At 57.5% G+C, this 26,462-nt stretch carries 38 protein-coding genes; all 38 read left to right on the top strand.

Features of this window, described 5'->3' with window-relative positions:
* Positions 1-198 (top strand): hypothetical protein, encoded by a 198-nt coding sequence (locus EDC90_RS12300; RefSeq protein WP_132312005.1) that lies wholly within the window; start codon positions 1-3, stop codon positions 196-198.
* A complete protein-coding gene (locus EDC90_RS12295) occupies positions 195-1,019 on the top strand; it encodes a ParB/RepB/Spo0J family partition protein (protein ID WP_132312003.1) in 825 nt (274 codons plus the stop codon). Before EDC90_RS12300 ends, EDC90_RS12295 begins: the two co-directional genes overlap by 4 nt.
* A 2-nt stretch (positions 1,020-1,021) precedes the next feature.
* A complete protein-coding gene (locus EDC90_RS12290) occupies positions 1,022-1,486 on the top strand; it encodes a hypothetical protein (protein ID WP_165972827.1) in 465 nt (154 codons plus the stop codon).
* Between the two features lies 1 nt (position 1,487).
* Positions 1,488-1,715 carry a hypothetical protein gene (locus tag EDC90_RS12285; RefSeq protein ID WP_132311999.1) on the top strand — a complete coding sequence of 76 codons (228 nt, stop codon included), beginning with the start codon at positions 1,488-1,490 and terminating at the stop codon, positions 1,713-1,715.
* Complete coding sequence (locus EDC90_RS12280) at positions 1,712-3,961, top strand: Mu transposase C-terminal domain-containing protein (RefSeq protein ID WP_132311997.1); 2,250 nt, start codon at positions 1,712-1,714, stop codon at positions 3,959-3,961. The genes EDC90_RS12285 and EDC90_RS12280 overlap by 4 nt, the downstream gene beginning before the upstream one ends.
* Before the next feature lie 29 nt (positions 3,962-3,990).
* Positions 3,991-4,758 (top strand): AAA family ATPase, encoded by a 768-nt coding sequence (locus EDC90_RS12275; RefSeq protein WP_132311995.1) that lies wholly within the window; start codon positions 3,991-3,993, stop codon positions 4,756-4,758.
* The gene (locus tag EDC90_RS12270) at positions 4,758-5,366 is read left to right on the top strand and encodes a hypothetical protein (protein WP_132311993.1); all 609 of its coding nucleotides are present in this window, start codon (positions 4,758-4,760) and stop codon (positions 5,364-5,366) included. The genes EDC90_RS12275 and EDC90_RS12270 overlap by 1 nt, the downstream gene beginning before the upstream one ends.
* The gene (locus tag EDC90_RS12265; protein WP_207903902.1) at positions 5,348-5,842 is read left to right on the top strand and encodes a helix-turn-helix domain-containing protein; all 495 of its coding nucleotides are present in this window, start codon (positions 5,348-5,350) and stop codon (positions 5,840-5,842) included. The genes EDC90_RS12270 and EDC90_RS12265 overlap by 19 nt, the downstream gene beginning before the upstream one ends.
* On the top strand, positions 5,802-5,948 hold the full coding sequence (locus EDC90_RS12260; RefSeq protein ID WP_245511041.1) for a hypothetical protein: 147 nt from the start codon (positions 5,802-5,804) through the stop codon (positions 5,946-5,948). The genes EDC90_RS12265 and EDC90_RS12260 overlap by 41 nt, the downstream gene beginning before the upstream one ends.
* The gene (locus EDC90_RS12255) at positions 5,941-6,189 is read left to right on the top strand and encodes a hypothetical protein (RefSeq protein WP_132311989.1); all 249 of its coding nucleotides are present in this window, start codon (positions 5,941-5,943) and stop codon (positions 6,187-6,189) included. Before EDC90_RS12260 ends, EDC90_RS12255 begins: the two co-directional genes overlap by 8 nt.
* A gap of 16 nt (positions 6,190-6,205) precedes the next feature.
* The gene (locus tag EDC90_RS12250; protein ID WP_132311987.1) at positions 6,206-6,856 is read left to right on the top strand and encodes a DUF3164 family protein; all 651 of its coding nucleotides are present in this window, start codon (positions 6,206-6,208) and stop codon (positions 6,854-6,856) included.
* A 61-nt stretch (positions 6,857-6,917) separates the two neighbouring features.
* Positions 6,918-7,145: a hypothetical protein gene (locus EDC90_RS12245; protein WP_165972826.1), complete on the top strand. Its 228-nt coding sequence runs from the start codon at positions 6,918-6,920 to the stop codon at positions 7,143-7,145.
* Positions 7,145-7,429: a host nuclease inhibitor protein gene (locus EDC90_RS12240; RefSeq protein ID WP_132311983.1), complete on the top strand. Its 285-nt coding sequence runs from the start codon at positions 7,145-7,147 to the stop codon at positions 7,427-7,429. Before EDC90_RS12245 ends, EDC90_RS12240 begins: the two co-directional genes overlap by 1 nt.
* A complete protein-coding gene (locus EDC90_RS12235) occupies positions 7,429-7,758 on the top strand; it encodes a hypothetical protein (protein WP_132311981.1) in 330 nt (109 codons plus the stop codon). The genes EDC90_RS12240 and EDC90_RS12235 overlap by 1 nt, the downstream gene beginning before the upstream one ends.
* Complete coding sequence (locus tag EDC90_RS12230; protein WP_132311979.1) at positions 7,755-7,997, top strand: hypothetical protein; 243 nt, start codon at positions 7,755-7,757, stop codon at positions 7,995-7,997. The genes EDC90_RS12235 and EDC90_RS12230 overlap by 4 nt, the downstream gene beginning before the upstream one ends.
* The gene (locus tag EDC90_RS12225; protein WP_132311977.1) at positions 7,994-8,389 is read left to right on the top strand and encodes a gp16 family protein; all 396 of its coding nucleotides are present in this window, start codon (positions 7,994-7,996) and stop codon (positions 8,387-8,389) included. Before EDC90_RS12230 ends, EDC90_RS12225 begins: the two co-directional genes overlap by 4 nt.
* Entirely contained in the window at positions 8,386-8,772 is a 387-nt protein-coding gene (locus tag EDC90_RS12220) for a helix-turn-helix domain-containing protein (RefSeq protein WP_132311975.1), read from the top strand. Before EDC90_RS12225 ends, EDC90_RS12220 begins: the two co-directional genes overlap by 4 nt.
* A gap of 85 nt (positions 8,773-8,857) precedes the next feature.
* Complete coding sequence (locus tag EDC90_RS12215) at positions 8,858-9,715, top strand: N-acetylmuramoyl-L-alanine amidase (RefSeq protein ID WP_165972825.1); 858 nt, start codon at positions 8,858-8,860, stop codon at positions 9,713-9,715.
* A complete protein-coding gene (locus tag EDC90_RS12210; RefSeq protein WP_132311971.1) occupies positions 9,696-9,983 on the top strand; it encodes an NAD(P)+ transhydrogenase beta chain in 288 nt (95 codons plus the stop codon). The genes EDC90_RS12215 and EDC90_RS12210 overlap by 20 nt, the downstream gene beginning before the upstream one ends.
* The gene (locus EDC90_RS12205) at positions 9,980-10,357 is read left to right on the top strand and encodes a hypothetical protein (protein WP_245511040.1); all 378 of its coding nucleotides are present in this window, start codon (positions 9,980-9,982) and stop codon (positions 10,355-10,357) included. The genes EDC90_RS12210 and EDC90_RS12205 overlap by 4 nt, the downstream gene beginning before the upstream one ends.
* Before the next feature lie 239 nt (positions 10,358-10,596).
* Positions 10,597-10,842 (top strand): hemolysin XhlA family protein, encoded by a 246-nt coding sequence (locus EDC90_RS12200; RefSeq protein WP_132311969.1) that lies wholly within the window; start codon positions 10,597-10,599, stop codon positions 10,840-10,842.
* Complete coding sequence (locus EDC90_RS12195; RefSeq protein ID WP_132311967.1) at positions 10,832-11,332, top strand: DUF1804 family protein; 501 nt, start codon at positions 10,832-10,834, stop codon at positions 11,330-11,332. Before EDC90_RS12200 ends, EDC90_RS12195 begins: the two co-directional genes overlap by 11 nt.
* Positions 11,329-12,984 (top strand): phage terminase large subunit, encoded by a 1,656-nt coding sequence (gene terL / locus EDC90_RS12190; protein WP_132311965.1) that lies wholly within the window; start codon positions 11,329-11,331, stop codon positions 12,982-12,984. Before EDC90_RS12195 ends, terL begins: the two co-directional genes overlap by 4 nt.
* Positions 12,981-14,345: a phage portal protein family protein gene (locus EDC90_RS12185; protein ID WP_132311963.1), complete on the top strand. Its 1,365-nt coding sequence runs from the start codon at positions 12,981-12,983 to the stop codon at positions 14,343-14,345. The genes terL and EDC90_RS12185 overlap by 4 nt, the downstream gene beginning before the upstream one ends.
* Positions 14,346-14,590: 245 nt before the next feature.
* Positions 14,591-15,895 carry a PBECR2 nuclease fold domain-containing protein gene (locus tag EDC90_RS12180; protein ID WP_245511039.1) on the top strand — a complete coding sequence of 435 codons (1,305 nt, stop codon included), beginning with the start codon at positions 14,591-14,593 and terminating at the stop codon, positions 15,893-15,895.
* Positions 15,896-16,004: 109 nt separating this feature from the next.
* Positions 16,005-16,577 (top strand): phage virion morphogenesis protein, encoded by a 573-nt coding sequence (locus EDC90_RS12175; protein ID WP_132311959.1) that lies wholly within the window; start codon positions 16,005-16,007, stop codon positions 16,575-16,577.
* Between the two features lie 264 nt (positions 16,578-16,841).
* Positions 16,842-17,951 carry a hypothetical protein gene (locus EDC90_RS12170; protein WP_132311957.1) on the top strand — a complete coding sequence of 370 codons (1,110 nt, stop codon included), beginning with the start codon at positions 16,842-16,844 and terminating at the stop codon, positions 17,949-17,951.
* A gap of 11 nt (positions 17,952-17,962) precedes the next feature.
* On the top strand, positions 17,963-18,298 hold the full coding sequence (locus EDC90_RS12165) for a capsid cement protein (protein WP_132311955.1): 336 nt from the start codon (positions 17,963-17,965) through the stop codon (positions 18,296-18,298).
* A 15-nt stretch (positions 18,299-18,313) separates the two neighbouring features.
* Positions 18,314-19,267: a major capsid protein gene (locus tag EDC90_RS12160; RefSeq protein WP_132311953.1), complete on the top strand. Its 954-nt coding sequence runs from the start codon at positions 18,314-18,316 to the stop codon at positions 19,265-19,267.
* A complete protein-coding gene (locus EDC90_RS12155) occupies positions 19,267-19,836 on the top strand; it encodes a hypothetical protein (RefSeq protein WP_132311951.1) in 570 nt (189 codons plus the stop codon). Before EDC90_RS12160 ends, EDC90_RS12155 begins: the two co-directional genes overlap by 1 nt.
* Positions 19,837-19,898: 62 nt before the next feature.
* Positions 19,899-20,153, top strand: coding sequence for a DUF7681 family protein (locus EDC90_RS12150; RefSeq protein WP_132311949.1), 255 nt, complete (start codon positions 19,899-19,901; stop codon positions 20,151-20,153).
* A 5-nt stretch (positions 20,154-20,158) separates the two neighbouring features.
* Positions 20,159-20,590, top strand: coding sequence for a gp436 family protein (locus EDC90_RS12145; RefSeq protein WP_245511038.1), 432 nt, complete (start codon positions 20,159-20,161; stop codon positions 20,588-20,590).
* On the top strand, positions 20,583-21,011 hold the full coding sequence (locus EDC90_RS12140; RefSeq protein WP_132311945.1) for a phage tail terminator protein: 429 nt from the start codon (positions 20,583-20,585) through the stop codon (positions 21,009-21,011). Before EDC90_RS12145 ends, EDC90_RS12140 begins: the two co-directional genes overlap by 8 nt.
* On the top strand, positions 21,008-21,181 hold the full coding sequence (locus EDC90_RS20895) for a hypothetical protein (RefSeq protein ID WP_165972824.1): 174 nt from the start codon (positions 21,008-21,010) through the stop codon (positions 21,179-21,181). Before EDC90_RS12140 ends, EDC90_RS20895 begins: the two co-directional genes overlap by 4 nt.
* 2 nt (positions 21,182-21,183) lie before the next feature.
* On the top strand, positions 21,184-22,122 hold the full coding sequence (locus EDC90_RS12135) for a phage tail tube protein (protein WP_132311943.1): 939 nt from the start codon (positions 21,184-21,186) through the stop codon (positions 22,120-22,122).
* A 59-nt stretch (positions 22,123-22,181) separates the two neighbouring features.
* Entirely contained in the window at positions 22,182-22,556 is a 375-nt protein-coding gene (locus EDC90_RS12130) for a hypothetical protein (protein ID WP_132311941.1), read from the top strand.
* 65 nt (positions 22,557-22,621) lie between these two features.
* Positions 22,622-22,924: a DUF1799 domain-containing protein gene (locus EDC90_RS12125; protein ID WP_132311939.1), complete on the top strand. Its 303-nt coding sequence runs from the start codon at positions 22,622-22,624 to the stop codon at positions 22,922-22,924.
* On the top strand, positions 22,924-26,462 hold a 3,539-nt coding region (locus EDC90_RS12120; protein WP_132311937.1), incomplete at its 3' end, for a phage tail length tape measure family protein. The genes EDC90_RS12125 and EDC90_RS12120, both read left to right, overlap by 1 nt.

The raw sequence follows: 26,462 nt of genomic DNA, 5'->3' as shown, positions 1-26,462 counted from the left end.
GTGATCAGATCGTTGCTTTCCGCCCTTTCTGCACCCGTCGCACCAGGTATCGCTTTTTGGATGATCCTGACAGCTCTCCTGCTGATCTGGTGGGTGACGACTGCAATCTGGCGGAAAGCCCATGCGGAACAGAAACGTCGCATTTCCAAAAATGAAGAAGATAACCCTTACTACCGCTCCGCCGGAGAAGACGTATGACAATGCAAATCGGTGAATTTGAACTTCCAATCGATCAGATTGAAATCCCTGATGACCGCGCTCGCAATCTTGATAAAGACTGGTCCAGAGCACTCGGTCAGTTGATCGCCACCTCCGGCCTGACCAATGCTATCACAGTGCGCAAAACGGATGACGGCTACCGTCTTGTCACCGGCCTGCACCGCGTTGACGCGCACAGGCTGATCGGACTTGCCAATATCCGGGCGCGCCTTTCTGACGCTGCCAACGATGATGAGGCCAGACTTGAAGAAGTCATGGAGAACCTCGGCCGCAACGAGCTGAACGCGCTCGACCGCTGCCATCATCTTTACGAACTGAAACAGGCCTATGAGAGACTGTATCCGGAAACCAAAGCCGGAACGGCTGGTGCGCTCGCCCGCCACGGATCAGCAAACGAAATCTTTTCGTTTGCTACCGATGTTGCAGAAAAAATAGGCCTATCGACCCGTGCCATCCAGATCGCTGTAAAAATCTGGAAGGATCTGACACAGGCCAGCCGCATCCGCCTGGCCGGAACGGCAATCGCCGAAAAGCAGTCAGAACTGAAGCTTTTGTCGGCGCAGGCAGGACCGCTGCAGAAGAAGATTCTCGACCTTATTCTCTCGGAAGATAATGGAGCGAAGAGCGTCCAGGAGGCTCTCGACTATCTCAATAACGGTGTGGCCGTCGCGCCGATCGAGAAGAAGTTCCTCACCATATCCAGGACGATCTCTGCGTTGCCAGACGAGACGTTCGACCGGCTGGTGCTGGCGAATGAGGACCGCGTACTGGCCTCACTGAAGCGCCGGGGGCGCATCTGATCATGGCCCGCCGCCGCGACCCGCTCACCAAAGATCTGTTTTCGTGGGAGCCACCGAAGATCTCGGTTGGCTACAGCGAAGACGTGATCGGTCGCGGACGGCTGGACGGCAAGATCGCCCGGCTTGTCGGGCAGGCTCTGCGCGATGCGCGCGAGGACGGCATGGGGCGTGACGAAATCGCGGCTGAGATGAGCACCTTTCTCGGACGGGATATCAGTGCAACCACGCTCTACAAATGGACATCAGAAAGTTCGGAAGGTCACCGCATTCCGCTTGATGCCTTTATCGCTCTTGTCCGCGCCACCGATGCAAAAGACCTGCTCGGATTCGTCCCCGGTGAGTTCGGGCTGACCGTGATCGAGGCGGAATACGCCGACCTGATCGAGGAGCGTCTCCTCGAAGATCACATCGAAGAAATGCAAGCGCGCCGCCAAGTGCTGGCTGCCAGAAGGAAAGGACGTCGCTAAAATGACTGTCAAACACCCCTGCTTTTCCTGCACGTTACCTGATTGCGATGAGCGCTCAGCCTATTGCAACTTAAGAAAGTCATTGAATACGTATGACCGCAATCGCCGTGCCGGAAGACCTGTCAGTGATGAGCTACGCCAGTGTGCCAATATCGCCTGGAACGAATTCTACGGGATTGCCCGCAGAGAGCGAGAGCGCTGCCGCCGTGATGCGGAGGCTCAGTCATGATCAAGGAATGGTTCACGGCCAGAGAACTGGCCGACATCGCAAAGGCGCGAGGTTTGAAGAGCTTTCCTAATTCGGAAAGAGGGGTCAGGGACAGGGCGGCCGAATACGGCTGGAACGGCCTCCCAGACAACCTTTGCCGCATGCGAAAAGGAAGCGAAGGTGGCGGCGGTCGTGAATATCACCGTTCGCTTCTGCCCGACGTTATGTCAGCGACGCTTCACGGCATCGAAACGAAAGAGACGCAGCTTGCCGTTCAGAACCAGCATAATCAACTCGCCCAGAAGCGCGCATCTCTGATCCCTGTCACCTCTCTCAGATTCCGTCAACGCAACGCGATGGAAGCGCGCGGCGAAATCCTCGTCGCGATCGACCGCTATGTCGCCATGAATGGCATGGCCGCGCGCAGAGAGGCCATCCTGATGTTTGTTCGCGCTCAGGAAGAGCATTTCGAGCGCACAGAAGCACTCGAAAAGGCCAATGCCGGAGAACCGTTAAACGATCGCGAGCGTCTGCTTATTGAGCGTCCGTCTTTGCTTTCTGACCCCAACGGATTCGGTCTTTCCGAAAACACTCTGAAGCTCGCCAATGATCGGTGTGGCGGCGATTATCGTGTCTCCACCAGAACCGTGCAGCGCTGGTTTTCCGTTAGGGACAAAGGCGGCATCACGGCCCTTGCCCCGGCCCTGACGAAGGAAGACGAACCGGTCTCTGACGAATTCAGGGCATTCTTAAGTTTTTACGCCAAGCCCACGAAACCGACGGCCACAGAAGCGCTTTCTGCTTTCAAAAAGGCCAATCCTGAAACCTCTCTGACGATCGATCAGGTTCGTTATACGCTGAAACGCAAGCTCAACGATATCGAGCGTAATGTCGGTCGCGAAGGGCTTCTGACACTGCGGTCACGTATGGCCTATATCACGCGCTCGACGGAGAATCTGCTTCCGACAACGATCTACACCGCTGACGGCAAGACTTTCGATGCGGAGATCGAACACCCCGTCAGCCGCAGGGCGATCAAGCCAGAGATCACGTCCATTCTGGATGTCGCGACACGCCGTTGTGTCGGCTATGCGGTTTCGTTCAAGGAAAACGTCATTGCTGTTACCGAAGCGCTGCGCAACTCCTGCTGCGGTCATGGCATTCCTGCAATCTTCTACGTTGACCGAGGCCCCGGTTACAAAAACAAAACCTTCGACGCCGATGTCAACGGCCTGATGGGACGGCTCTCGATCACCAAGATGCACGCATTGCCTTATAATTCCCAGGCAAAGGGCATCATCGAACGCTTCAACCGGACAGCATGGAACCGACTGGCGCGCAAGCTACCGACCTATCTCGGCAAGGAGATGGACAAGGAAGCTGCACAAATTGCCCACAAGCAGACACGATCCGACATCACGGAATTCGGCGCGTCTCGCTTGTTGCCCACATGGGATGATTTCCACGCTATGTGCGAAGAAGCGGTTGCCGAATACAACGCCACGGCCCACGACGGGCTCCCGCGTTATCGAGACGAGACAACCGGAAAATACCGGCACTATTCGCCCGACGAATTCTGGCAGTTGCATGTTCGCGACGGCTTTGAACCGGTCGCGGTCAGCGAGGACGAGGTCGACGACCTGTTCCGTCCTTATGAAATCCGCGTTGCCCGCCGGTCTCAGGTCTTCTGGAACAACAACGAGTACTTCCACCAAGCCCTTGAGGCTTACCACGACGAAGAGGTCATGGTCGGCTATGACTTCGCTGATGCGTCCAAGGTGTGGGTGCGTGAAATCGACCGTGAAGAAGGCCAGCCTGGTCGTCTGATCTGTGTTGCAGACTTCCACGGCAATCGTCGCGACTATGTGCCTTTAACGGCCCAGCGTGCGGCAGAAGAGAAACGCTTCAAGGGACGCCTCAACAGGGTCGACAAAAAGCGTCGGGAAATCGAGGAAGAATTCGTTCCGGCAGCTTTGCTCAACGAATCCAGCGTCATTCCCATGGAGCCGCTCACCGCACCGGAAGCCGCACCGCATCTTGTTGTCGACAACAAGGAAAAGACAGCGCCGGCCAAACCTAAACGCAACCTCATTCGCACGGATGAGGAACTGGCAGCCTTCGCATTGGAAAATCCGGAGAAACTTTCAGAAAACCAGCTTCGCGTACTGCGCTCGTGCCTCAACAGACCGGCAGCGCGTGAAGTTTTGAGAATGTCAGGCATCGATCTGGAGGCGCTTCGAAACCTCCTCCGTGCGACCGCTGCCTGACACCCACAACAAGAGAGAAGGAAAATAGCATGAAAAACGTGTTTGTCGAGACCGCCAACGTCAAAGACTACCTGTCCGCCCTTTCCGCGCTGGAAGAACGCGGCGCGGAAGAGGCCTGCATCGTGGTTGTCGACGGCGCGCCCGGACTTGGAAAGACAACGACCATGCAGCACCATGTTGCCCAGACCGGCTCCATCTATCTTCGGGCCAAAAAGGAGTGGCACCCGAAATGGATGCTGAACGAACTGCTCGATGCGCTTAATGTCGAGAAGCCGCGCGGGATTGAGCAGAAATACACCAAGGTCATCTCGGAGCTGGCCGACCGTCAGCAACTGGCAATCCAGAACCGAAGATCCTTCAGTCTCGTTATCGATGAGTTCGACCATTGCTCGTCACGCCCCGCCATTCTGGAAACGTGCCGTGATATTTCCGATCTGCTCGAATTGCCGACCATTTTTGTCGGCATGGGCAAGGTCAACGACAATCTGAAACGCTTCCCCCAGGTCGCATCGCGCGTCAGCCAGAAGGTTCGCTTTGACCCGATGAAGGAAGATGATGTCCGCAAACTGATCGAAAGCCGCTGCGAGATCAAAGTCGCCGATGACCTTATGAAATTCGTGGCGAAAATGTCGAAGGGCTATAACCGCGAGGTTCTGGAAGCCATCGCCAGCATCGAGCGTTTCGGCTTCCGTATTGAGATCGGCGCGGACGGCATATCAATGGCTGATATGGCTGGCGAGAAGCTGATGAACGACCGGGCAAGCGGCACCCCGATCTATGTTCCGGAGGCATATTAATGTCCGACGAACGCACCACCCACGCGCCCGGCGAGCTTCTGATCAAAGTGCTTCATCACCTTCGCGATGGCGTTTGCCTGACGATAGACACGTTAGAAAACGATCTGGGTCTGACGCGGCGTCAGATATCCAAAACCATGTCGAAACTGATCATGCGGGGATTTGTCGAGCGCGCTGAGGTCGGTTGCTATCAGCTGACGGCTGAGGGCGTAAAAGCCCGCGACGAAGGCGTTGTTCTCACCAGTGGACCGACCGGCCCCCATACGGGCAAAGCATCCAGGCCATGGCGTGACACCCTGCGCCAGCGCGCATGGGCCACTATGCGCATGTCGGCATCCTTCACCCTCGGTGATATTGTTGTCGCGGCTTCCCGCAATGATCGCGATGCCACCTCTAACGCCGGACGCTATGTCCGTGCTCTGGTTCAAGCCGGTTATGTGATCGAAATGCCGATCCGCCAGAAGGGCACGCGGATAACCTCCAACGGTTTCAAACGCTATCGCCTGGTGCGCAACACCGGACCGGTCGCCCCCGTCTACAGACCGGGAAAACACACGATCTACGACTACAATCTGCGGGAGGACGTATCGTGCGACAAGAACAACTGATGCCGCTGGCCGATCCTGAATGGATTGAGACATTGCGCGCCGAAGCAGATAAACCGGGGCGCACCAAGTCCGCCATTGCCAGGGAGCTTGGCATATCCCGCCCGGCTGTCTCACTTATCATCGCGGGAAAATATACCGCCCGACTGGAAAAGGTGGCCGTCAAGATCGCCGCTCGCGTGATGGCGCTTTATGGCAGCCGGGTCTGGTGCGCTCACCTTCATACATCGATTTCCAACGAGCAATGCCAGGACAACCGTGACGCCCCGATGACCATGTCTGATCCCGTCAGGCTGAAGCAATGGGCGGCATGCCGGGCCTGCCCGCTCAATCCGGGTAGACAGGGCGATATGCAAAACAACAGCAACAAAGGGGCTGGCCATGCTGTCGGACACGATGCGCAACCTGCGCAAGACGACCTTCCAGGAAGATCCGGAAATGACCCTTCTGCTTCATATGTTCGAGATGGAGGCGCGTGAAATGGAAAACCGTATTCTCCTGCTCTCCGGACACCCGCATGTCCCGCTCGACGGCATGTTGATCACACCGACCGAAACCAGATCGGAGGAGGTCAAACATGGCTGAGCGTGACGTTATTATCGCCAGTGCCGATCAGTTGCAGCGATCAGCGGAAGACATCAAACGGCGTGCTTGCTCCGATCTTGAATATGGTCCGGATGTAACGGCAACGCTTGCTCGTATGCTGACAACCTTGGCCTGCCTGATGCTGCACTTTCAGGATGGCCGCACACCTCAAAACATCATTCATGTCGATTTTGGAACAGACGGCGGCAGCGAGCCGCCAGATGGCAACGACGCTGCCTAAGTGAAGGAGAAAACCCTTGAAACATAATATTGAGACCGAACTGCCGATCGAGAAAATCAACGGCGTTGATTACGTGGCGCTGGCCAAGGGTGACATGAAACCCTTGTCCGCGATCAAACCGGAAGACATCGAGGAGGATGAAATGGTTCGCCGCCTGAGTGCGAAGGCGGCTCGGATGAATGAAAAGCTTGCGGCGTTTCGTGAAGAAATCTTCACCGAGGCGCTGGCCATGCGTGAACTGCTCGCTGAAAAATACGGCGTTAAAAAGGGCGGCAAGAAAGGCAACATCACCTTTTCCACCGTCGACACGTCGCTTCGTCTGTCGATCAAGGTTGGCGAAACGCTCACCTTCGGCCCGGCGCTGGAAGTTGCCAAAGAGGTTATTGATGGCTGTATTCGCCGCTGGTCCGTCGGTTCTAACGACAATATCCGCGCTTTAGTCGATCAGGCCTTTCAGGTCGACAAGGCCGGCAAGATCAATACCGATCGCATTCTCGGTTTGCGTCGGCTGAAGATCGAGGATGATACCGGCGAATGGCAAAAAGCCATGGACATCATCTCCGACAGCGTCCGGGTCATGGCCTCCAAGGAATATGCAAACTTCTATTGCACCGACAAGGAAAACGGCAGTGATCGCCGCGTTGCCCTTGATCTGGCAAATGCGTGAGGGTGGACCGATGACGCGAGATTTCGCCCGCCTTGAGACGCACGAATTCGGCCAGGTTCTGATGACACTGCGCCGCGATGAAGATGATGAAGGCCGGTCCGGTCCCGTCATTGCGTTGCAGATTTCCGAACGCCACGGCGTTGAGCCAACCATGTGTTTCGGTCCTTGGCCGGACACCGATAGCGGCTGGTCTGGTGCCACGAAAATGTTTGAGAACGCGGATCTTCGAAAAATTGGCGGCAGTTTGGCCGACCAAATTGACCAGGCATTCGGAAAGGTAGGTGCGTGATGAGAAAGTTGGCATTCTGTGACCGCCGAGGCGTTATCGAATTTGCTGACTGCCTGGATAACGTTCCTTTAGGAGTGATGGTCTTTGCAGACGGTGACGACGAACTGATGCAGAAGGTTCGTGTCCGGGCGCGTCATGCCTATGACGGCGAGACACTGTTGGTTCCCGGTATTCCTGAAGCGGACAGCGAAGAGGAAGCATTGGTTGCTTTCAGACAATGGCACAGATGGGCTTTCCCCGATCAGGGCATGTTCCTTCACGTTGATGGAAAGGCAGGCCTGTAATGAGCGAGCATTACAACAAACTATCACCTGCCGAAGCGGAACGCCTTGCTATGCTGGCTGAAGAAGCTGGCGAGATCGTCCAGATCGTCGGCAAAATTCTCCGGCATGGCTACGAGAGTTTTCATCCAGCTGATCCTGCTACGTCGAACCGCGACCTTCTTATGAAGGAATTGAGAGACTTTGTTGTCGTCTACACCCTGATGGCGCAGGGCGGAGACATTTGCCTGGCGACGATTGATGAATTTCCCAAAGCCATCTTACAGAAGCTGCGGTACGCGCACCATCAAAGTTCGGAGAATTCAGAAGCCGGAAAGGCAGGCGGCGTATGAAGTTATATGCACCTTCCTCGTCGCAGGGTTTTGCCCTGGTAACGCCTGCCGGCACGGTCCTTGGCCACAGCTACCGTGCGAGTTCGGACGCGGCCGTTGAAAGCGTCTTTGCAGGAACGCCTGGTCTCTGGGCCGAGAAACAGAAAGAGGGCTGGCAGGTTTTGCCGGTCTATGCCCGCATTGTGGTTCCCTATTTCTTTCCCGGCGATGCCCGTCAAAAAGACGTGGTGCCATCATGAACACCACAGCGATCATCAACATTGCAAAGCAACAGCTTGGCCTCGAAGAGGATGCGTATCGTGCGCTTCTTGTCCGTGTGACGGGACGGGATTCGCTTCGTGCCATGAGCGAGCGCCAGCGCATTGATGTTGTCGAAGAAATGAAGCGCCGGGGCTTTCGTGTTCGTTCCGGCGGCAAGTCCCTGCCGGTTTCAACCAGGCCCTATATCCGGATGATCCATGCGCTTTGGAAGAGCTGCCATCGCCGTGGCGTTATTTCTGACGGTTCGCGCAAGGCTTTGCGCGCTTTTGTCAGCGCCCGTTCACCAAAAGAAGACCCGGATTTGCTGACCTATGATGAAGCCAGCCCGATCATCGAAGCGCTGAAGGTCATGGAGACGCGCGGAAAATGAATTCGCTTCCCGATCATCGCGACAATCTGCCAGGCTCGATCGAAGAGATCGGCGAGGCAATCGGCATGCGCCTTGCGCTGAAGATCGTGGCGGTGTTTGGTGGCCGTGAAATCAAATTTCCAGGCAATCCGTCGGATAATCACCCGGTTATTGTGGCGCTTGGCAAAGAAGACGGGTACAAAGTCTGCAATTATATGGCAGGCGGGACGTTGTCTGTTCCTCATTGCCGGCCACGCAGAAATGCAAAAGCCGAAATCCAACGGCTTGAGGCAGAGGGACTGACACGCGGTGAAATCGCCCGCCGCCTCGGAATCACCCAAAGGTGGGTGCGCAAAATGGCGAATGACCCGCCGCCTGACCATCCAGACCTTTTTTCAGACTAGCAGCCCGGAACACTCTTCCGGGCTGATTTGTATTCGCGAATGCGCAACGTCGCTGCAGCTTCCAAATCGCCTGCGGAGAACGTTGATGCACCGGGAAATGACTGTCAAGAACCACCGTATTCCTTCAATCTGGTATAAGCAGACAAGCAATCTGTCGGCAGGCCGCACGCTTAACCCGTCGATGATCGTCATGCACTATACGACCGGCTGGAACGGTGAAGGCAGTCGCGACTGGCTGATGGGCGCGGCCGGTGGAACCTCCAATAAAGGCTCCAGCGCCCATGTTGTTATTGACCGGGATGGAACGGCCTGGCAGATCGCGCCGTTTGATCGCGTTGCCTGGCATGCCGGACCTTCGCGCTATGGTGACCTGCAAAGCCTGAACGATCACGCGATCGGTATCGAGTTTGTCAACTCCGGCCCGTTAAGCCCTGACGGGAATGATCAATGGATTGACCCTTACGGGCATCGCCGCAGTAAAGATGAGCTGGATGCGGCTGGCGGTTTTATCCAGGCATCGCACCCGCGTGTTGGTGGGCTGGTTTATGCCTGGCCGAACTATACGAAAGCGCAGTTGGACACCGGTCATGCCATCCTGAAGGCCTTGACCGACCAGTATCCAATCAGCGCGATTGTCAGCCATGAGGAAATCGACACGCGGGGCTGGAAAACAGACCCCGGCCCTGCGTTTCCTATGGATTCTTTTCGCACGCTTCTCGGCGACCGTAACCCGGCCCCGCGCGTGAAGTCCGTAACAGCGTCACGTCTCAATATTCGCAAAGGCCCCGGCATCGATTACGCAAGGATCGATCCGCCCGGTGCGCTCGAAAGGAACACGACTGTCAAAATTCTGTCGGCAGATGATGACTGGCGGTTGGTCGAAGTCAGCGATGGTCCGCTAAACGGTGTTCGAGGGTGGGTTCATGGTGCGTATCTCGGCTGAACAAATTCAGGATTTCTCACCACAGAAGCCACAATACCGATCTTCGAAACGGTATCTGGCTGTCTCGCACGGCTGTGCCTGGCTCGTGATTTTCGTGATCGTGGTCGCTGCCTCACTTGGTTCAAAGGGTGCACAGGCGCTGGCCCCAACGGTTATCCCGATCATGGCCGGATTGATCGCTGCCATGCTCGGCATTCACCGGGTCACCGGTTCAAGGGATCTGCGCACGTTGGCAAAAATCCCGCGTGAGCAGGCCGGAGGTGCATGATGATGGCACTTCTCTCAAGCCTGTTTTCGAAGAAGACAGCGCCGTGGTTGCTGGCTGCGCTGTTCATTGCCGTCGGTGGGGTTTCGGCACGCATGGCGATTGGCAAGGTTTCCGATCTGATCGATGACCGGGTTGTCGCTGCCCGCGATGAGCGTGATGCCCACTGGAAAGCTGAACTTGCCGCTTCGAACCTCGAAATCATCCAACTGGAAAAGGCGTTATCAGAACAGGTTCTTGAAACGGACCGGCAAATCAAAGCGGCCGAAAAGGCCGCCAGAGATCAACTTGACGAATTGGAGGAAGCCAATGCGGCACTGCCGGGCGGTGATGCTTGCGGTCTCGGCTCTGACCGTGTCCGCCTGCTCCCCCGCTGATCCTCAACCAGTCATCAGAACCGTGACAACAAAGGTCATGGTGCCTGATGCATCACGCCAGTCGTGTCTCGACCTCATGTCCAGCCTGCCTGCCGAAGGTGGTCTGAACGAGGAAGATGTCACAAATCTATGGGGCAATGACCGGTTGGCCATCAAAACCTGTGACAGACGCCGAGCTGGCGCGGTCAACAGTATCGACAATGCAAACGCGGCCGCAGAAGTCGCGAACGGGGGTAAAATTGACTGACATGGTTCATGCGATCAAGGAGCGCGTTGATATGGCGCATGATCGTATCGACACGCTGAACTTACGCCTCAGCAAGGTCGAAATGGATGCGGCCGTGCTGGATGAACGGCTGCGTGGCATTCAGGCCTCCTTGACCAAAATCGAAAATATTCTGTCGAAGATCGTCTGGCTGTTTGCCGCAGGCATCATCGGCGCGATCGTTACATTTGTTGTGAAGGGTGGTCTCAATGGCTTCTGATCCTGATCTGAAGCGGAAAGTCCGCTCTGACTACATCAACCGGCGTATGACCATCGCCACGATTTCGCAGGTTCGCGGTGTTTCCCAGGCAACGATTTCGCGCTGGAAAAAGTCCGCCAAAACCGACGGCGACAATTGGGATATGCTGCGTTCTGCATCGATTATCGCCGGCGAAGGTATCGAGACCGTCGTCTCCACAGTGGTTGAAGATTTCATGATCATGGCCGAGGCCGTGCTTGATGAAATCAAACACGGTGAATTGACCGTCGCGGACAAGGTAAAACACCTGGTCGCGCTGGCCGATGCGATGACGAAGATGACGTCTTCGGCGGGCAAGCTTGCGCCGACGATTTCCGAAATGGGTGTTGCTCAGGACGTTATGCGCCACCTTCTGGAATTTGTTCGCGAAGAATTTCCACACCACGCCGGTGTCATCCTCGAAATCATCGAGCCGTTCGGTGAACGGCTCGCAGGGCTTTATCACTCATGAGAAAACCCAGGCTTAAAGCGCCGGTCTCGGCCAAGGAACTGCGGACCTCACTGGCCGAAATGGCCAGTGATTTCTCGCGCTGGATCGAGCTGTCGATCGAGGCGTTTCCCGCCGACCCCAAAGCCAGGCAGGAACGGCTTCGCAAGATCAGAGATCCCGAAACCGGCTTCCGGTCGTTCATGGAAATCTACTTGCCGCATTATGTACGTGGTGACCACAGTCTGTTTCATGAGGCTATCTTTGCGCGTTGCCCGGAAATCCTTGGCAGTCCGAAAGGTGTGCGGGACCTGTTCATTGCCCCGCGTGGTTCCTCGAAATCCACACACCTTTCACTCGGCTTTGCGCTTTATTGCATCGTGACCGGTCGCAAGCGTTATATTCTGGAAGTCTGCGATGTTTACGCTCAGGCGGCCTTGCTGATCGAAGCGATCAAGGCTGAACTGACCACAAACCCGCGTCTGTCCTACGATTTTCCTGACGCTTGTGGTGAAGGCCGTGTCTGGCGTGAGGGCGAAATCGTTACCCGCAACAATGTTCGCATTGAAGGCCTTGGCGCGTTGCAGAAGATCCGTGGTCGCCGGCATGGGCCATTTCGTCCGGATCTGATGTTCTTTGACGATCTGGAAAACGATGAGGCTGTTCGATCTCCGGAACAACGTCAGAAGCTTGAGAACTGGATCAACCGTGCTGCGCTCAAGGTTGGACCGCCGGATGGCTCCATGGACGTGATCTGGGTTGGCACGGTGCTGCATTTTGATGCGGTCATCGTGCGCGCATCGAAATCTCATGTCTGGAGCACCACGAAGTTTCAGGCGATCGTCCAGTGGCCCGACAGGATGGACCTCTGGGAGCTTTGGGAAGAAGAACTGCGCAATGAGGGCAACGAGGCGGCTCAGCTATTTTATAACGATAACCGGGCCGACATGGACGCCGGTGCAGTCGTAAACTGGCCCTCGGTTCAGCCGCTTTACTTCCTCATGAGCGAGCGCGCCGGGTCTCACGATGGCTTTGCGTCTGAGTATCAGAACCAGCCGATTTCGGACGGGAACCCGTTTGGCGACCTGACTTTCTGGGTGCTTGAACGCCGGGACTTACTGTTTTTCGGTGCGGTTGACCCCTCGCTTGGCAAAAAGGGCAAGGGCCGCGATCCGTCGGCCATTCTCGTTGGTGGAATAGATCGTCTGACAGGCACGATGGATCTTGCCGTTGCCTCGATCCGGCGACGCTTGCCCGATGTTATCATATCGGACATCATCGCGTTTCAGCGTGAATATGGCTGTCTTTTATGGTTTGTCGAAACCATCCAGTTTCAGGAATTCCTGCGTACATCGCTGATGCAGACGGCGGCAAAACAGGGTGTCGCCCTGTCAGCGGTACCGATCACCCCGAATACCGACAAGATGTTGCGCATCGAACGCCTGCAACTGCCGATTTCTGCCGGGCTGATCCGCATCAATTCCACACAACAGACCCTGATCGACCAGTTGCAGCAATGGCCGAATGCCGACCACGATGACGGACCCGACTGCCTCGATATGCTTTGGCAGAACGCCGTGCACTATTCAGGCGGCGCATCCGCCGGACATAGCTCCGGTATCTTAACGGGCGGATCAACCGGCGGCAGCGATACGCTACAAGGATACCGCCTATGACGTCTGAAACAACGACTGAGACACGCAAGAACCTGTCGTCTGACGCGAAAGGTCTGATTGCCGACGCGCGCAATGACATCACCATTCCGTTTTTCAACGAAACCCTTCAGCCTGCCGATGACACGCTGATCGAGCGCGGTGGTGGTCTTGGGCTGAAGATCTATGACCAGATTGAGCGTGACACTCATGCCTATGCCGTTCTGCAGAAGCGAAAGCGGCTTTTACTTGCGCGTGATTGGGATGTCGATGCCGCCAGTGACAAGCCCCGCGATATCGAAGCTGCTGATTTTGTCAGACAGACGCTTCAGAAACTGCAGTTTGACGACATTTGCGAAGGCCTCCTGGACGCAACGCTGAAAGGGTTTGCCGTCAGTGAGATCGTCTGGAAGCGCGATGGAAACCGGATTATTCCCGAACGTATTGTCAGCCATGATCAGCGCCGATTCGTTTTCGGCGAGGACTGGCAGCCACGTTTGTTGACCTGGCAGAACATGTCAAAGGGCATCGAGCTGCCGCAGCGCAAGTTCATCGTTCACCGCTTTGGCGTAAAGGGCAACAATCCTTATGGCCTTGGTCTTGGCAGCCGGCTGTTCTGGGCGGTGTTGTTCAAGCGGGAGGGTGTCGCCTTCTGGCTTCATTACCTTGATAAATTTGCAGGCCCGACCATTGTCGGCAAAACCCCGCTCGGCAGCCTGCCGGCCGAACAGCGCAAACTCCTGAATACACTGACGCGAATGCGCACCAGCGCCGCCTCGGTGGTGCCCATGGATACCGATGTCAGTTTTCTCGAAGCGGCACGATCCGGTAGCGTCTCCTATGGCGAATGGCTCGCCTATTGGGACAAGCAGATCACAATTTGCATCAACGGCGAAACGCTCACAACCGATATCGGTGCAAACGGTTCCAGGGCAGCGTCAGAAACCCATGCCGATATCCTGTCCCTGCTGGTCGGCTCTGACGGCGATATGCTTTCGGGAACGCTCAAGAGCCAGTTGGCGCAATGGCTGATCGATTATAATTTCCCTGGTGCAGGCGTGCCGGATATCTGGCGCGTCAAACCGGAAGATGAAAAACAGGCCGCTGAAACGCGAAAATCCAAAGCCGATGCTGCCAGTGCTTCCGATAAGGCCCTCGTCGCGGTGCTCAGGACAGCCGGCATGATCGACGATGACGAAGCCGCACGTGAGATGATCGTGGGGTCCGGGATTGTCGATCATCTGACCGAAACTGCGATCGAGCGGCTGGTCGAGGCCCGGTTTGCGTTTATGGAAGGCGGGAAGCGCGGCCGGGATCTGCGACAGGCGGTGGAAGAAAGCCCGATGTTTGCCCAACTGTTCGGTGATCGCTCAAAAAAAAACTGAATAATCCGGCCTGTTTCGCGGCCGATGACGATCCCGTCGAGCAACTGACCAACAGCCTTGAGGATGCGGCCGAAGGGCTTGTTGCACGTCGGATCAACGCTGTTCGCCGGGCGATTGACGCGGCTTCCGATCTGGCCGATGCACAGCGCGCACTGCTGAAACTTGCCGCCAGATGGTCGCCCGCAGCCCTTGCCCGCCCGATCGGCGAGGCGCTTGAGCTGTCGGCGCTCTATGGCCGCGAAGCTGTGTTTACCGATGCGGAAGCGTCCTTTGCCGATGATGCTTTCGAGGTTATCAACCAGTCTTTTGCAGAACAGATTGAATTCTTTCGCCAGAAACGTGGCAAGCCGACCAAAGCCTGGACGGATGCCATGCGCGGTATTCATGACCGCGCTTTCGTCGTGGCCGGTGCAAACGATATGGCCATCGTCAGTGATTTTCAGACGGCCATTGGTGAAGCGATTGAGAACGGCGGTACGCTGGAGGGTTTCCGCAAGGACTTTGATCAGATCGTTGACCGTTACGGCTGGCAATACAAGGGCGAACGTGGCTGGCGCACACGTGTGATCTTCGAGACCAATATCCGCACATCCTATATGGCAGGCCGGCTGAAACAGATGCGCGACCCGGACGTGATCAAGCTGCGGCCGTTCTGGGAATATCGCCACGGCGAAACGCGTGTTCCGAAGTCGCCACGGCCGTCGCATGTTGCATGGCACGGCCTGGTCCTGCGTCATGATCATGCCTGGTGGGAAAAGCACTATCCGCCAAACGGCTGGCTTTGCTCCTGCGGCGTTCGCACACTTTCTTATGATGACCTGAAACGGCGCGGCAAGGACGGCCCAGACAAGGCCCCTGAAGATCTGATGCAGCCCTTCATCGATCCGATGACCGGTCAGCTGTCGGAAAAGCCGCAGGGCATCGGGTTTGGCTGGGATTATATGCCGGGCGATCTCTGGGAGCGCGGCCTTACGCCCCAGGCCCTGCTGGATGATGGCGACACGCAACTGACAAACCCACGCCAGGCCGTTGCGATCGACGACCCCGAACCGATTGATGAGTTGTTGAAAACTGCAAGGCCATTCAAGGCCAAACCGATGAAGGAAGGACTTGAGCCTGAGGATTATGTCCGGGCGTTTCTCAAACCGTTCGGTGCGGATATTGGAAAGGCGGTCCTGTTCGAGGACAAGGCCGGCACGAAAGTTCCCGTATCCGATCAGCTGTTCCGTGATCGCTCCGGCGCGTTCAAGGTCTTGAAGCGCGGCCGGCATCGGCTCACACCGCTTATGGCTGAAACCTTGCTCGATCCGGATGAAATCTGGATGGGCGTGGCACGAAAAGCCAGTGCCAGGGACCAGGACACAGAAGAGCTTGTTGTCGATCGCCGCTATATCCGTGTCGATCGCAAGACCGGCATCCAGATCGTTTTCGAAATCGGGGAACGTTATTGGGATGCCATTACCAGTTATAATCCAACGACGAAGAAAGGCGATCCTGACTTCAAGGCGCTTGATCGCCGGCGCGGTGGAAAGCTGGTTTACAAGCGATAAGAAAAAGGGCCGGGAGTGATCCGGCCCTGTTGTCAGGTAGCTACCTGGACCATCACCGGTCATCGCGTGCCTGACAGGTGCAATATAGTACGAACGGAGAGACAAGTCCATGAGCGGCATCAGTTACAAACTCAGCCTATCTGACGGTTCGATACGCACGCGGCTGGAACGACTGGTCGCCATGATGAATCAGCCACAGGGCTTTTACCGTGAAGTTGGCGAGCATTTAATCAATGCCACGCGGGAGAATTTTGAGAAGGAAAGCGGACCGGACGGCGAACCATGGCAACGGCTGAAGGATAAAACGATCCGCAACCGTGAAAGCAAGGGACAAACCCCAGTCCACATCCTGCGGGCAGAGGGGCGACTGGCCGGATCGATCAACCTTGTCGCGAGCAACAGTGATATCCGGATCGGTTCGCCCATGCCCTACGCAGCCATCCATCAGTTGGGCGGCGACATCACCATCCCTTCTCACACCCGCACGATCTATCAGCATTACGATGCACGGACGGAAACGCTCGACCAGCGCTTCCGGAAAAAAGCGCAGTCCAATTTCGCCAGGGACGTCACGGTCGGCTCATATACGGTTCACATTCCGGCGCGCCCCTATCTCGGCATCAATGCGGATGACCAGGTCGCGATTATCGCGATTGCGGAACGTTGGCTTGAGACAGAATAGCGAAATTTCACGAGAGGCTTCAGGAGCGCCATCGCGGTCACGATCCGCCCGGACATACCGAAAACCGGAAAGGGTCGCGTTAGACCCCCGTTAGAAATCGATTGTGAGGCTATTTGCGTGTCAGGGGCGGATGTAATCTTGCAATCGGAACCGATCAGGGCCATTGTCGCGCCAGATCGAGAAAGTGAACCGTGCGGAACTTAATTCCGGGCGGTTCTTTTTTATGACGACGTCAAAGTGGCTTCCAGATTGTCCGGAGGCACCATGACGAACGAATCCACCCAAGCCCGTATCGAGGTTTTCCGCAGCGGTACTTTCACGCCGATGAACGGCGATCCGATCACGTATTCCGCATCGGACCTGAGCGCGATCGCCGATTCTTACGATCGTGAGACGGCACCTGCACCGGTCGTTGTCGGTCACCCCACGACCGACGCGCCCGCTTATGGCTGGATCGACAGTTTTGATTACGACGCCAGCGCCGATCGGCTGTTCGCCAACCTTTCCGATATCGACCCTGATTTTTCCACTGCGGTCAAAGCCGGCCGCTACAAGAAGGTCTCGCTTTCCTTCTTTCGACCCGACAGCGAAGCCAATCCCCAAAAAGGGACATGGTACCCACGTCATGTCGGCTTTTTAGGCGGGGCAGCGCCTGCTGTTTCCGGCCTGAAGAATGTTCAGTTCGGCAACACCGGGTCAACCGTGACGTTTTCTGCCGATTTTGGCGAACGTGGCTTTGAAGAGACCGCGAATATCCTGCGCGGCCTTCGGGACTTCATCATCGAGAAATTTAGCCTGGAAGAAGCCGACAAGGCGATCCCGACGTGGCGGATTGACTGGCTCGATGAAATCGAAATCGACAAACCCGGTCGTCCGGCCTTTGCCGCACCAACCCCTGAAAGGACACCCTCCGTGACAACGAAGAACGATCCCGCATTCGCCGAACGTGAGGCCAAACTTGCGGCCCGCGAAGACGCCATCAGCAAAAGCGAACGGAAAATGGCCCATGACGGCCATGTTGCCTTTGCCGAAAAGCTGGTTGCCGACCAGAAACTGATCCCGGCGGCAAAAGACAAGCTCGTCGCCATCCTCGATGCTCTGCCCGACGAAGCATCGGTCTCCTTTGCCGAGGGCGAGGAAAAGGTCTCGCCGCGCAAGGCGCTTACCGATCTCATGGAAGCCTTGCCGAAGATCGTCGATTACGGCGCGCTTGATCTTGGTGACGGACCATCCTCCGGTGACGGCCGCGCCTCGTTCGCGTCTGACGGTAAAGCCGTCGATCCCGACCGCCTTGCCACGCACGAAAAGGCGCTGGCCTATCAGAAAAACCATCCGGGTACGGCCTATCTCGCCGCCGTGCACGCCGTATCCTGAAGGAGATTACGATGCGACAGTTTCACGCCGTCCTTTCTCTCACCATTACCGCAACCACGGCGTTGGCCGCCTCTGACCTGATCGGCTTCGATGACGGCAAGATTACGGCCGACGATGCGCCGGTCAAAGGTGTTGCCCAGGTACCGGCCACCATCGGCCTCGATGTCGCGGCCACGGCTATCGGGCTTGAGCGCGTCAAGGCGTTCGGTGCGATCGAGGCAGGCGATGGACTGGTCTCGGCTGCAGCCGGCGGCGTCCAGGCCGCCGACGAAACCAGCGTCAACGTCTTTTCCACCGCACTGACCGACGCCGCCGATGGCGAGTGGGTCGAAATCCTTATCCGCTAACAGGAGCAGTCTCACATGGCACCCATGAATCAGCGCGGCGCAGCCGTCATTGATCCGATCCTCACAACCCACGCCGTTGGCTATCGCAACGCTCTGATGATCTCATCTGTGCTGTTTCCGATCGTTACGGTCACCAACCGCTCGATGCGGGTGATCAAGTTCGGCAAGGAATCGTTCCGCCTGCTGAATACCCGCCGTGCACCCGGTGCTGCCCGCAAGCGAGTTCAGTATGGCTATGCAGACGATCCGCTTGCCCTCATCCAGGATGCGCTCGATGGCATTGTTCCGCGCGAGCACCAAGAAGAGGCTGAGACGGTTCCCGGTATCGATCTGGGTGCCGGTGCAGTCGATACGGTACTGGATATCATGGCGCTGGGCGATGAAGTAACCGCCGCCAATCTGGCACGCAATGCAGACAGCTATGATGCCAATCACAAGATCACGCTTGCCGGCACGGATCGCTGGACCGACGGTGTCAACAGTGACCCGAAGGCTGATATCGATGCCGGCAAAGAATCGGTTCGTGGGTCAACCGGGCGCTATCCGAACACGCTCGCGCTCGGCCCGACCGCCGGAAATGCTCTCAAAAACCATCCGAAAATCAAGGAGCAGTTCAAGTACACGTCGGCCGACAGCGTTACCGATGAAATGCTTGCACGCTATTTCGACATTGAGCGCGTGGTCATCGGCAAAGCCGTCTACTTGCCTGAAAATGCCGACGAGGATGATCTGGCGCTCGATGTCTGGGGCAATGATGCTGTGCTCGCCTATGTGCCGTCTGCCGGCGACACCTATCAGGTTCCCTCTTACGGCTACACATATCGGCTTCGCGGTTACCCCATGGTCGAACAACCGTGGTTCGATAAGACCATCTCGTCCTGGATTTATCCGACGACAACCGAACGTGCGCCGCTTCTGACCAGTGCCATGGCGGGCTTCTTGTTCACCAATGCGGGGGCCAGCGTCTGATGGATGACCAGGTTGTACTGATCGTTAACACGCCGGCGAAGATTGCCGGGAAACGCCGCCGCGATGGCGACACGGTCACTGTATCGCGACCGCTCGCCATTGAGCTGATCCGTGAAGGCATCGCTGCCCCGCCGCCCGAAGCCTTGTCGCGGGACGCGCTCGATGATGCGGCGCAGATCCGCGACTTGAAGAGGGAAGTCGCCGAGCTGATCGGCCTCCTCGACGACGCCAATACGCGGATCGCCGAACTGGAGGCGTCAGCAGCGGCCCTCAGTTTCGAGGGCGGCGAGAACGCCTCTGACAACGAGGACGGTGCCACCGGGTCGGATGACAAGCCCGATCCGGAGAAGCCCGAACCCGACGCGAAAAGTGATGCGTCAGGCCCGCCGTCCGATGAAACGCAGCCGGACGCAACCGATACCAGTGCGGGCGAAGCAACGTCTTCGGGTTCCGCATCCGGCGGGGACGGCGAAAAGACCGTTCCCGCCACTACGAACACCTCCCAGGGTGCGACCAGCGGAAAAAACAAGACGGCGAAGACCCGCAAACCCTCCGCCTCGAAGGACTGAACCCTTCCTGCCGGCGGCGGCTTCGGTCGCCTCCGGACTTCTCTCAAACGTTAGAGGACGCCATGCACGATCAAGTTTCTAACGGGCTGCCGGTTAAAGGCTACCGACCACAGCAGGGCGACAAGATCGCCACCGTCAATCACAACAAGGAACTGGAAGAGCGTGTTCTACGCCAGTTCGACGCCATGGCCTCCGACCAGAACATTGATAAGCGCTGGCTGGCCCTTGCCCGCACGTCGATCGAACAGGGTTTCATGGCGGCAAACCGGGCTGTGTTTCAGCCTGGTCGTGTGGCACTGCCGGAAGATGAGGCCTGACAATCATGTATGGCGCGCTTGACGATCTGATCGAACGGGCTGGCGAGGTTGAAATCCTCCAGATTGCCGACCGCGACGGAAACGGCGCGGCGGACCCGGACGTCATCGATGCAGCTTTTGCCCATGCCGGCAACATCATCGATGGCTATCTGGCCGGAAAATACAGTCTGCCGCTCGCAAGCGTCCCCGATCTCGTCAGAACCTGGGCGGTTTCGATCGCGCGTTATCGCCTGCACCATGAAGGCCCGCCAGACTATGTCGTCAATGACTACAAGGACGCCATCGCGGCGCTGAAGGATGTTGCGCGCGGCGCAATCACGCTGACGATTGCCGATGGCTCAACACCTGACGCCTCTGCCAACGGCGGCGACTATCTGAACGCCGATGCCCCGACATCGCATGCCGGCGCGATCCTGAAAGGCTGGAACAATGCTTGAGACGATTGCGGCCCAACTTCGCACCGCCGGTGATCCGATCATTGCCGTTGAGCTTGCAGAGAACCTGGACGCGGTTGCCCGTGGAACGGCGTCGAAAAGCGGCACGACTTTTCTCGTCCCGTGGTCCGAACGTGGCCGTGACAACATGCTCGCGACCGGTGGCTTTCGTCAGCTGGTCGACGCTCAGTTCCTCGTTGCCGTTGTCATCCGTCATCACACTGATGCCAGGGGCGCTGATCGCGTCGCCCATTTCGAAAGCGTCAGGTCCGCGATCGAAGGCGTTCTGGCCGGTTGGCAGCCGGACGAATACGCCGAGCCGATGGCCCTTGTCGGCGGCGAAGCCTCCCCGCTCGGCAACAACGTCACCGTCTATGTCCAGACATGGCAGACAACCCGTTATCTCGAAGGAGCTGAAACATGAAACGGCCGAACAAGGGCGGTTGCTACACCCGCGACCCCAAAACCAAGGTGCTGAAGCCTATCTCGAAGGAACCGCCGCAGCCTGCCGGCGATCCCGAACCGACGGTCAACACCACTGAGACCACCAACACCAACGCGGCGTCGAAGAGCGCCACCGGGAAAGGAAAATAACCATGCCCGCTTCCGATGTACGCCGCTGGCAGAAGAAGGCCATTCTCGTCAAGATCGAGGACACCTATGCCACTGATGCCGCGCCAACTGCCGCCGAAGGCATTCTCGCCGCAAATGTCGAAATGACGCCGATGGAAGGCCAGGAGCTTTCCCGCGATCTGATGCTGCCATACATGGGCAATCAGGGTGTGATCCTCACCGGCCTTTATGCGCGGCTTGTCTTTGACGTTGAAATAGCAGGGTCAGGGACAGCAGGAACCGCCCCGAAATATGACGCGCTGCTTCGCGCCTGCGGCTTTGCCCAGACCATTACCGCCGACACATCGGTCGAATATGACATCGTCGAAGACGGTGTTGAATCGGCATCGATCTATTTCAAGCTTGACGGTGTTCAACATGTCATGCTCGGCGTTCATGCGTCCGTCGCGTTGACGCTCGATGTGACGTCTGTCCCGCGCTATCGTTTCACATGCGTTGGCCTGCTTGGCACGATCAGCGATGACGCGGCCATGCCTGCGGTGACAAAAGCCGGTTGGATGAAGCCGGTTGCGGTCACAAAGGACAACTCAGTCATGACCCTTCATGGCTGGACAGCGACGGGTGACAGCCTGTCGATTGATCTTGGCAATGAACTGACCCCGCGTTTTCCTTTCGGCGATGAATATATCCTGATCTCGGACCGGTCTGTCAGCGGAACGGCCGTGGTTGAAGCCCGTCCGCTTTCGGTCATCAACTGGTTCGATATCGCCAAGAGCGGCGCATTGGGTCCGCTTTCCTTTGTGCATGGCACGACTGAGGGAAACATTGTCGAGGTCACGGCTCCCGCTGTCGAGATCGGTCGGCCGACCTATGGGCAGACCAGCAATGTCACGACCTATTCGCTGCCGCTGGCCTTCACCCCTGACGCCGGTCTCGACGATTTCAAGATCACTGTTCGCTGAGCCAAACCGCCATCGCGTCAGCTTTTGCTGCGCTCATAACCGTTAGAAGGAAACCCACGATGAAATTTATCCTGACCGATATCGATCGCTACTGGTGGCCTGTCGTCGTTCGCGTTCCCGACCCGGACCGGGCCGGTCGCTATCTCGAACAGGAGCTTGAAGTCTTCTTTGAACCGGAAAGCCAGGACGAGGCCATCGCGCGCCTCGAAAAGTCCGAGACACTGAAAACCGCACGTGAACAAATCGAGCATGAGCGCCAGCAGCTCACCGACGTCGTCAAGGGCTGGCGCGGTGTCGAAGACGATGACGGCAACCCGTTCACCTTCACCGCAGACAACTTCAAACGTGCCATCAACAAGAGCTGGTTCCGTCAGGCCCTTTACCGCGCCTATCGGGAATCCCTTTCCGGTGAGGAAGCCCGCCTGGGAAACTGAAGAAGGCGGCGCGCGCCTGGGCGTGCGCCCATATTGGCCGGGCTGATCCGCAACAGCCGGTCACGATGGATGGAGAAGCCGCCGCCGAGTTCGCCGAAATGGGCTTGGCGGTCAGCATCCCGACCGAAGACACCGATATCGAGGCAATGGAAATCATGGCGAGCAATCGCGACAGCATGAAGGCGTTTTTGGCAGTCGCTACGCAATGGCGTGTTGCTGCCGGTCTCGCCGGCCTGATCTGGATCGGCCTCGACTATAATGCTGTCGATGTTGTCTTGCGGCGCATGTCATTTTCTGACCCTGTGTTTTCGGATCTTCAGGTCATGGAAGCGTCCGCGCTTGCAATCCTGAACGGCGGAGGTGTCTGATGGCGCAGCCGTTCAAGTTTTCCATGGTCTTCACCGCCGATAATTCCCAGGCGAAGACGGCAACGCAGGAAGTCAATCAGGCCCTTCAGACAACCGGCCGCGCTGCCGAGGCTTTTGGCAGCGAAGCCGCTCAAGGCTTTTCTGCATTTGCCGGGGCAGCGGCGAGTGCGCAAACCGCGCTTCAGGGCGTGATCGCCACATCGACCGGGCTTGACCGGATCGGGTCTGGTGTTTCCGCTGCCAATACGACGCTGGCAGCCTTTGGTGACCGGCTCGATGAGGTCCGCGCCCGCTATAGTCCGCTTTTTGCCGCCGAACGCCAGCACAATGCAGAAATCGGCCGCATTGATGAGGCCTATCGGATCGGCGCAATCTCAATCGACCAGTGGGTTGCCGCAACCGAGCGCGAAGAGCTTGCCAACCGGAATGCCGTCAATTCCATCCGTCAGCGACAGGCCGCCTACAACAACTTCGTAGATACCAGCTTTCGTGAACAGACCGATGCCCTTCTCGGTGTCACCGGCCTGCCGGCGCGCTCCGGTGAAGATATCGCCGCCTATGGTGCCCAGCTCGACGGACTGCGCGCCAAATACAATCCACTTTATGCGGTCACCCAACGCTACAAACAGGAAGTCTCGGAGATCCGTCAGGCCCATCGCGCCGGTGCGATCTCGGCCGACGAGATGACGGCAGCGATCAGCCGCCAGCGTCAGGCCACACTTGCCACGATTGACGCCATCAAAGGCCGGAACACAGCGATGGCTGGCGCGGACATGTTCTCTGACAGAGAAGGTCGTTTCCGCCGTCAGAACCTGACCTATCAGCTTTTCGATATTGGCCAGACGGCGGCTATGGGTATGAACCCGGGGATGATCCTTGCGCAGCAGGGACCGCAGATCTTCCAGATTTACGCCGGTCAGGGCGGCGTCAATACGGCAATGCAGGATTTCGGGTCGATCCTCAGCGGTCTTGGACGTGTCATCACGCCGGTGACGGCCGGGATTGCCGGATTGACGGCCGCAACAGCGCTCGGTGCGATTGCCTATAACAACTATCTGACTTCGACCAAGGCGGTTCAGACAGCGGCGAGCGGCCTTGGTCGGGCAATCGCCGGGACAATGTCTGAAATGGAAGCCTCGGCTGAAGCCGGTGCTGCTGCGGCCGGGATCTCTGTAACCGCCGCCCGCTCGATGCAGACAGCGTTTCTTCGAACGGGCAAGATCGGCTCGGAGAATTTTGAAGCTCTGATCGGGCTATCAGACGACTTTGCCGCAACGATGGGCATTGCCGCTGCCGATACCGCATCGGCACTTGCAGATATGTTTGCCGATCCGGCAAAAGCCGCCGACACACTGTCAAAACAGTATAATCTGATTGATGCCGCGACCGCCCGGCAGGTGCGCAATCTGGCCGAACAGAACCGGCTTGTGGAAGCACAGGCGCTTTTGATTGATCAATTGCCGGAAAAACTGGCCGACGCCGGTGAGGCATCGACGCGCCTTGGCCGTGCATGGAAGTCCATGCGGGAAGACGCCAGCAATTTCTTTGGCACGATCGGCGGTGGTATCAACCGCGCCATTGACGGTCCTTCTGACGAACAAAGATTGTCGGATTTACAGGCCGAGCAGGCCGATCTTTATGCGCGTATTCGCCGTGAAGACACAGGGCCGTTTGCCGGTGCGATGCGTGGCCAGATGTATCGTGATCTGGCCGAAAACGAGCTGCAGATCGGTATTCTGACATCGCGTCTGAATGCGGCGGAAGAGAAAAGACAACAGGCCGAGGCACGTCAGAAGGTCACCGCTGCTTCAACGATCGCCGATGCATCGCCGGCGCTTTCGACAACCAACCAGATCGAGACCTACCAGAACCAGATCGCCAGAATTCAGTTGGGCATTGGCAACCTGACCCCGGAAGACATCGAAGAAGGCGAAGGTGACCGGCTTAACAAAGCGCTCGAAGCCAAGGAACATGCACTTGACGGCCTGATTGACAAGCAGGCAACCCTCAATGAGCTGGACCGCCTCGATATCCAGATTGCCAATGAGCGAAACCCGCAGCTTCGCGCTGAACTTGAGGCCCGGCGAAAACGGCTGGAATATTCCGGGAAGGAAGTCAGCCAGGCGAAGATCAACGAAGACGCCGAGCGGGCCTATAACAATGTCATTGCCAGCACGATTGCCGGTGCAAAGGCTAAGACCGACCAGATCAATATCGAGACGGAAATCCGCGCCAGGTTGAATGCGGAAGTCGCAGCCGGCCTCATTCCCGCTTCTGACGTCAATCGATTGCTGCAGGAAGAGCTGCAGCTGCGCCCGTTGATCGCGGCCGCCGACAGTGCCGGGATTGAGAACAAGAAGGCATTGACCGAGGCCGTTGAAGGCCTGCGCACGGCCTATGAGGCTGCTGCCGAAGAACAACGGCGTGCCGCCAATGAACAGGCTTTGCGCGCCGGTCAACAGGAACTCGACATTCTGCAGACGCGGATTGGCCTCGTTGGTGCCGAAACCGCCGAACGCCGCCGTGCGATCGCTGTTCTGGAAGCGCAAAAGCGTCTCAAGAAAGATGGCTACAATCCCGGTGATGCTGAGTATGCCAAAGGCATCGAACAAGCGAGAGCGCTCGCCGATGCCGAGAGCGAACTCGACCGGGCACAAAGCAATCGCGATGCAATCCGGACGCGTCAGGAAAATATCGAAAGCCTGAAAACCCAGATGGCCTTGATCGGCGCGACATCAGCCGAACAGCGCCGTGCGTTAGCCGTCCTGGAAGAAAGAAACCGCCTGACACGCGAGGGCATTGCTCTCGACAGTGAGGCCGGGCAGACGCGGCTGGCACTGGCTGCGGCCGAGGCTGAGCTGACCAGTGCGATGGACCGCCGGCAGGCACAGTATGAAGCGCTTCGAAGCCAGGGGGAAGAAGCCGAGCAGTTGCGCGCCGAAATCGCGCTTGTCGGAGCCAGCGAAAACGCACGCCGCCGGGAACTGGCTGTGCTGGAAGAAATGCAGGCAATCCGCCGCGATGGTCTGGCTCTTGGCTCTCAGGAGTCACAACAGCGCATCCAGAATGTGCGCGCCATCGCTGACCAGACAAGCGAACTTGAACGGATGCGCGATGCGTGGGGCGAGGTCAAGTCGGCCGGTGAAAGCGCCATCGATGCGATTTTCAATTTCGATGATCTCAAGAACGGTGATTTTGCATCGATCTTTGACAATCTGACATCGAGCATCGGTCAGACCCTGATGGACCTGACCATCAACAATCCGCTCAAAAACCGGTTTCTTGGCGGCAATAACGGTACGCTTGACGACATCATGAATGGTTCGACCGGTGGCGGCCTGCTGGGTGCCTTGACCGGTCAAAATGTCGGCGCGATGAACGTTTCCGCCGCCACCGTGATCGTCAATGGTGGCGTGGGCGGCGGTTTGGGGTCGATGGGCGGCCTGATGCAGGGCTTTGCCGCCAACGACAACATCGCCATGAACGGGCTTGGCGGCAATCTTGCAGCTGCGGGTGTGGATAGGGCTTTCGGCCTGCT

Source organism: Martelella mediterranea, assembly GCF_004342225.1.
Lineage (GTDB): Bacteria > Pseudomonadota > Alphaproteobacteria > Rhizobiales > Rhizobiaceae > Martelella > Martelella mediterranea_B.
This window is presented reverse-complemented; position numbering and strand designations above follow the sequence as displayed.

Bases quoted from the DNA above. Each gene is read 5' to 3' on its own strand.
- EDC90_RS12145 (WP_245511038.1), top strand. From the start codon at position 20,159: ATGTATGGCGCGCTTGACGATCTGATCGAACGGGCTGGCGAGGTTGAA.
- EDC90_RS12290 (WP_165972827.1), top strand. From the start codon at position 1,022: ATGGCCCGCCGCCGCGACCCGCTCACCAAAGATCTGTTTTCGTGGGAG.
- EDC90_RS12270 (WP_132311993.1), top strand. From the start codon at position 4,758: ATGTCCGACGAACGCACCACCCACGCGCCCGGCGAGCTTCTGATCAAA.
- EDC90_RS12225 (WP_132311977.1), top strand. From the start codon at position 7,994: ATGAACACCACAGCGATCATCAACATTGCAAAGCAACAGCTTGGCCTC.
- EDC90_RS12285 (WP_132311999.1), top strand. From the start codon at position 1,488: ATGACTGTCAAACACCCCTGCTTTTCCTGCACGTTACCTGATTGCGAT.
- terL (WP_132311965.1), top strand. From the start codon at position 11,329: ATGAGAAAACCCAGGCTTAAAGCGCCGGTCTCGGCCAAGGAACTGCGG.
- EDC90_RS12215 (WP_165972825.1), top strand. From the start codon at position 8,858: ATGCACCGGGAAATGACTGTCAAGAACCACCGTATTCCTTCAATCTGG.
- EDC90_RS12210 (WP_132311971.1), top strand. From the start codon at position 9,696: ATGGTGCGTATCTCGGCTGAACAAATTCAGGATTTCTCACCACAGAAG.
- EDC90_RS20895 (WP_165972824.1), top strand. From the start codon at position 21,008: ATGAAACGGCCGAACAAGGGCGGTTGCTACACCCGCGACCCCAAAACC.
- EDC90_RS12240 (WP_132311983.1), top strand. From the start codon at position 7,145: ATGAGAAAGTTGGCATTCTGTGACCGCCGAGGCGTTATCGAATTTGCT.
- EDC90_RS12135 (WP_132311943.1), top strand. From the start codon at position 21,184: ATGCCCGCTTCCGATGTACGCCGCTGGCAGAAGAAGGCCATTCTCGTC.
- EDC90_RS12170 (WP_132311957.1), top strand. From the start codon at position 16,842: ATGACGAACGAATCCACCCAAGCCCGTATCGAGGTTTTCCGCAGCGGT.
- EDC90_RS12220 (WP_132311975.1), top strand. From the start codon at position 8,386: ATGAATTCGCTTCCCGATCATCGCGACAATCTGCCAGGCTCGATCGAA.
- EDC90_RS12235 (WP_132311981.1), top strand. From the start codon at position 7,429: ATGAGCGAGCATTACAACAAACTATCACCTGCCGAAGCGGAACGCCTT.
- EDC90_RS12205 (WP_245511040.1), top strand. From the start codon at position 9,980: ATGATGATGGCACTTCTCTCAAGCCTGTTTTCGAAGAAGACAGCGCCG.
- EDC90_RS12185 (WP_132311963.1), top strand. From the start codon at position 12,981: ATGACGTCTGAAACAACGACTGAGACACGCAAGAACCTGTCGTCTGAC.
- EDC90_RS12125 (WP_132311939.1), top strand. From the start codon at position 22,622: ATGGATGGAGAAGCCGCCGCCGAGTTCGCCGAAATGGGCTTGGCGGTC.
- EDC90_RS12150 (WP_132311949.1), top strand. From the start codon at position 19,899: ATGCACGATCAAGTTTCTAACGGGCTGCCGGTTAAAGGCTACCGACCA.
- EDC90_RS12230 (WP_132311979.1), top strand. From the start codon at position 7,755: ATGAAGTTATATGCACCTTCCTCGTCGCAGGGTTTTGCCCTGGTAACG.
- EDC90_RS12175 (WP_132311959.1), top strand. From the start codon at position 16,005: ATGAGCGGCATCAGTTACAAACTCAGCCTATCTGACGGTTCGATACGC.
- EDC90_RS12140 (WP_132311945.1), top strand. From the start codon at position 20,583: ATGCTTGAGACGATTGCGGCCCAACTTCGCACCGCCGGTGATCCGATC.
- EDC90_RS12255 (WP_132311989.1), top strand. From the start codon at position 5,941: ATGGCTGAGCGTGACGTTATTATCGCCAGTGCCGATCAGTTGCAGCGA.
- EDC90_RS12195 (WP_132311967.1), top strand. From the start codon at position 10,832: ATGGCTTCTGATCCTGATCTGAAGCGGAAAGTCCGCTCTGACTACATC.
- EDC90_RS12155 (WP_132311951.1), top strand. From the start codon at position 19,267: ATGGATGACCAGGTTGTACTGATCGTTAACACGCCGGCGAAGATTGCC.
- EDC90_RS12260 (WP_245511041.1), top strand. From the start codon at position 5,802: ATGACCCTTCTGCTTCATATGTTCGAGATGGAGGCGCGTGAAATGGAA.
- EDC90_RS12295 (WP_132312003.1), top strand. From the start codon at position 195: ATGACAATGCAAATCGGTGAATTTGAACTTCCAATCGATCAGATTGAA.
- EDC90_RS12165 (WP_132311955.1), top strand. From the start codon at position 17,963: ATGCGACAGTTTCACGCCGTCCTTTCTCTCACCATTACCGCAACCACG.
- EDC90_RS12130 (WP_132311941.1), top strand. From the start codon at position 22,182: ATGAAATTTATCCTGACCGATATCGATCGCTACTGGTGGCCTGTCGTC.
- EDC90_RS12280 (WP_132311997.1), top strand. From the start codon at position 1,712: ATGATCAAGGAATGGTTCACGGCCAGAGAACTGGCCGACATCGCAAAG.
- EDC90_RS12245 (WP_165972826.1), top strand. From the start codon at position 6,918: ATGACACTGCGCCGCGATGAAGATGATGAAGGCCGGTCCGGTCCCGTC.
- EDC90_RS12160 (WP_132311953.1), top strand. From the start codon at position 18,314: ATGGCACCCATGAATCAGCGCGGCGCAGCCGTCATTGATCCGATCCTC.
- EDC90_RS12275 (WP_132311995.1), top strand. From the start codon at position 3,991: ATGAAAAACGTGTTTGTCGAGACCGCCAACGTCAAAGACTACCTGTCC.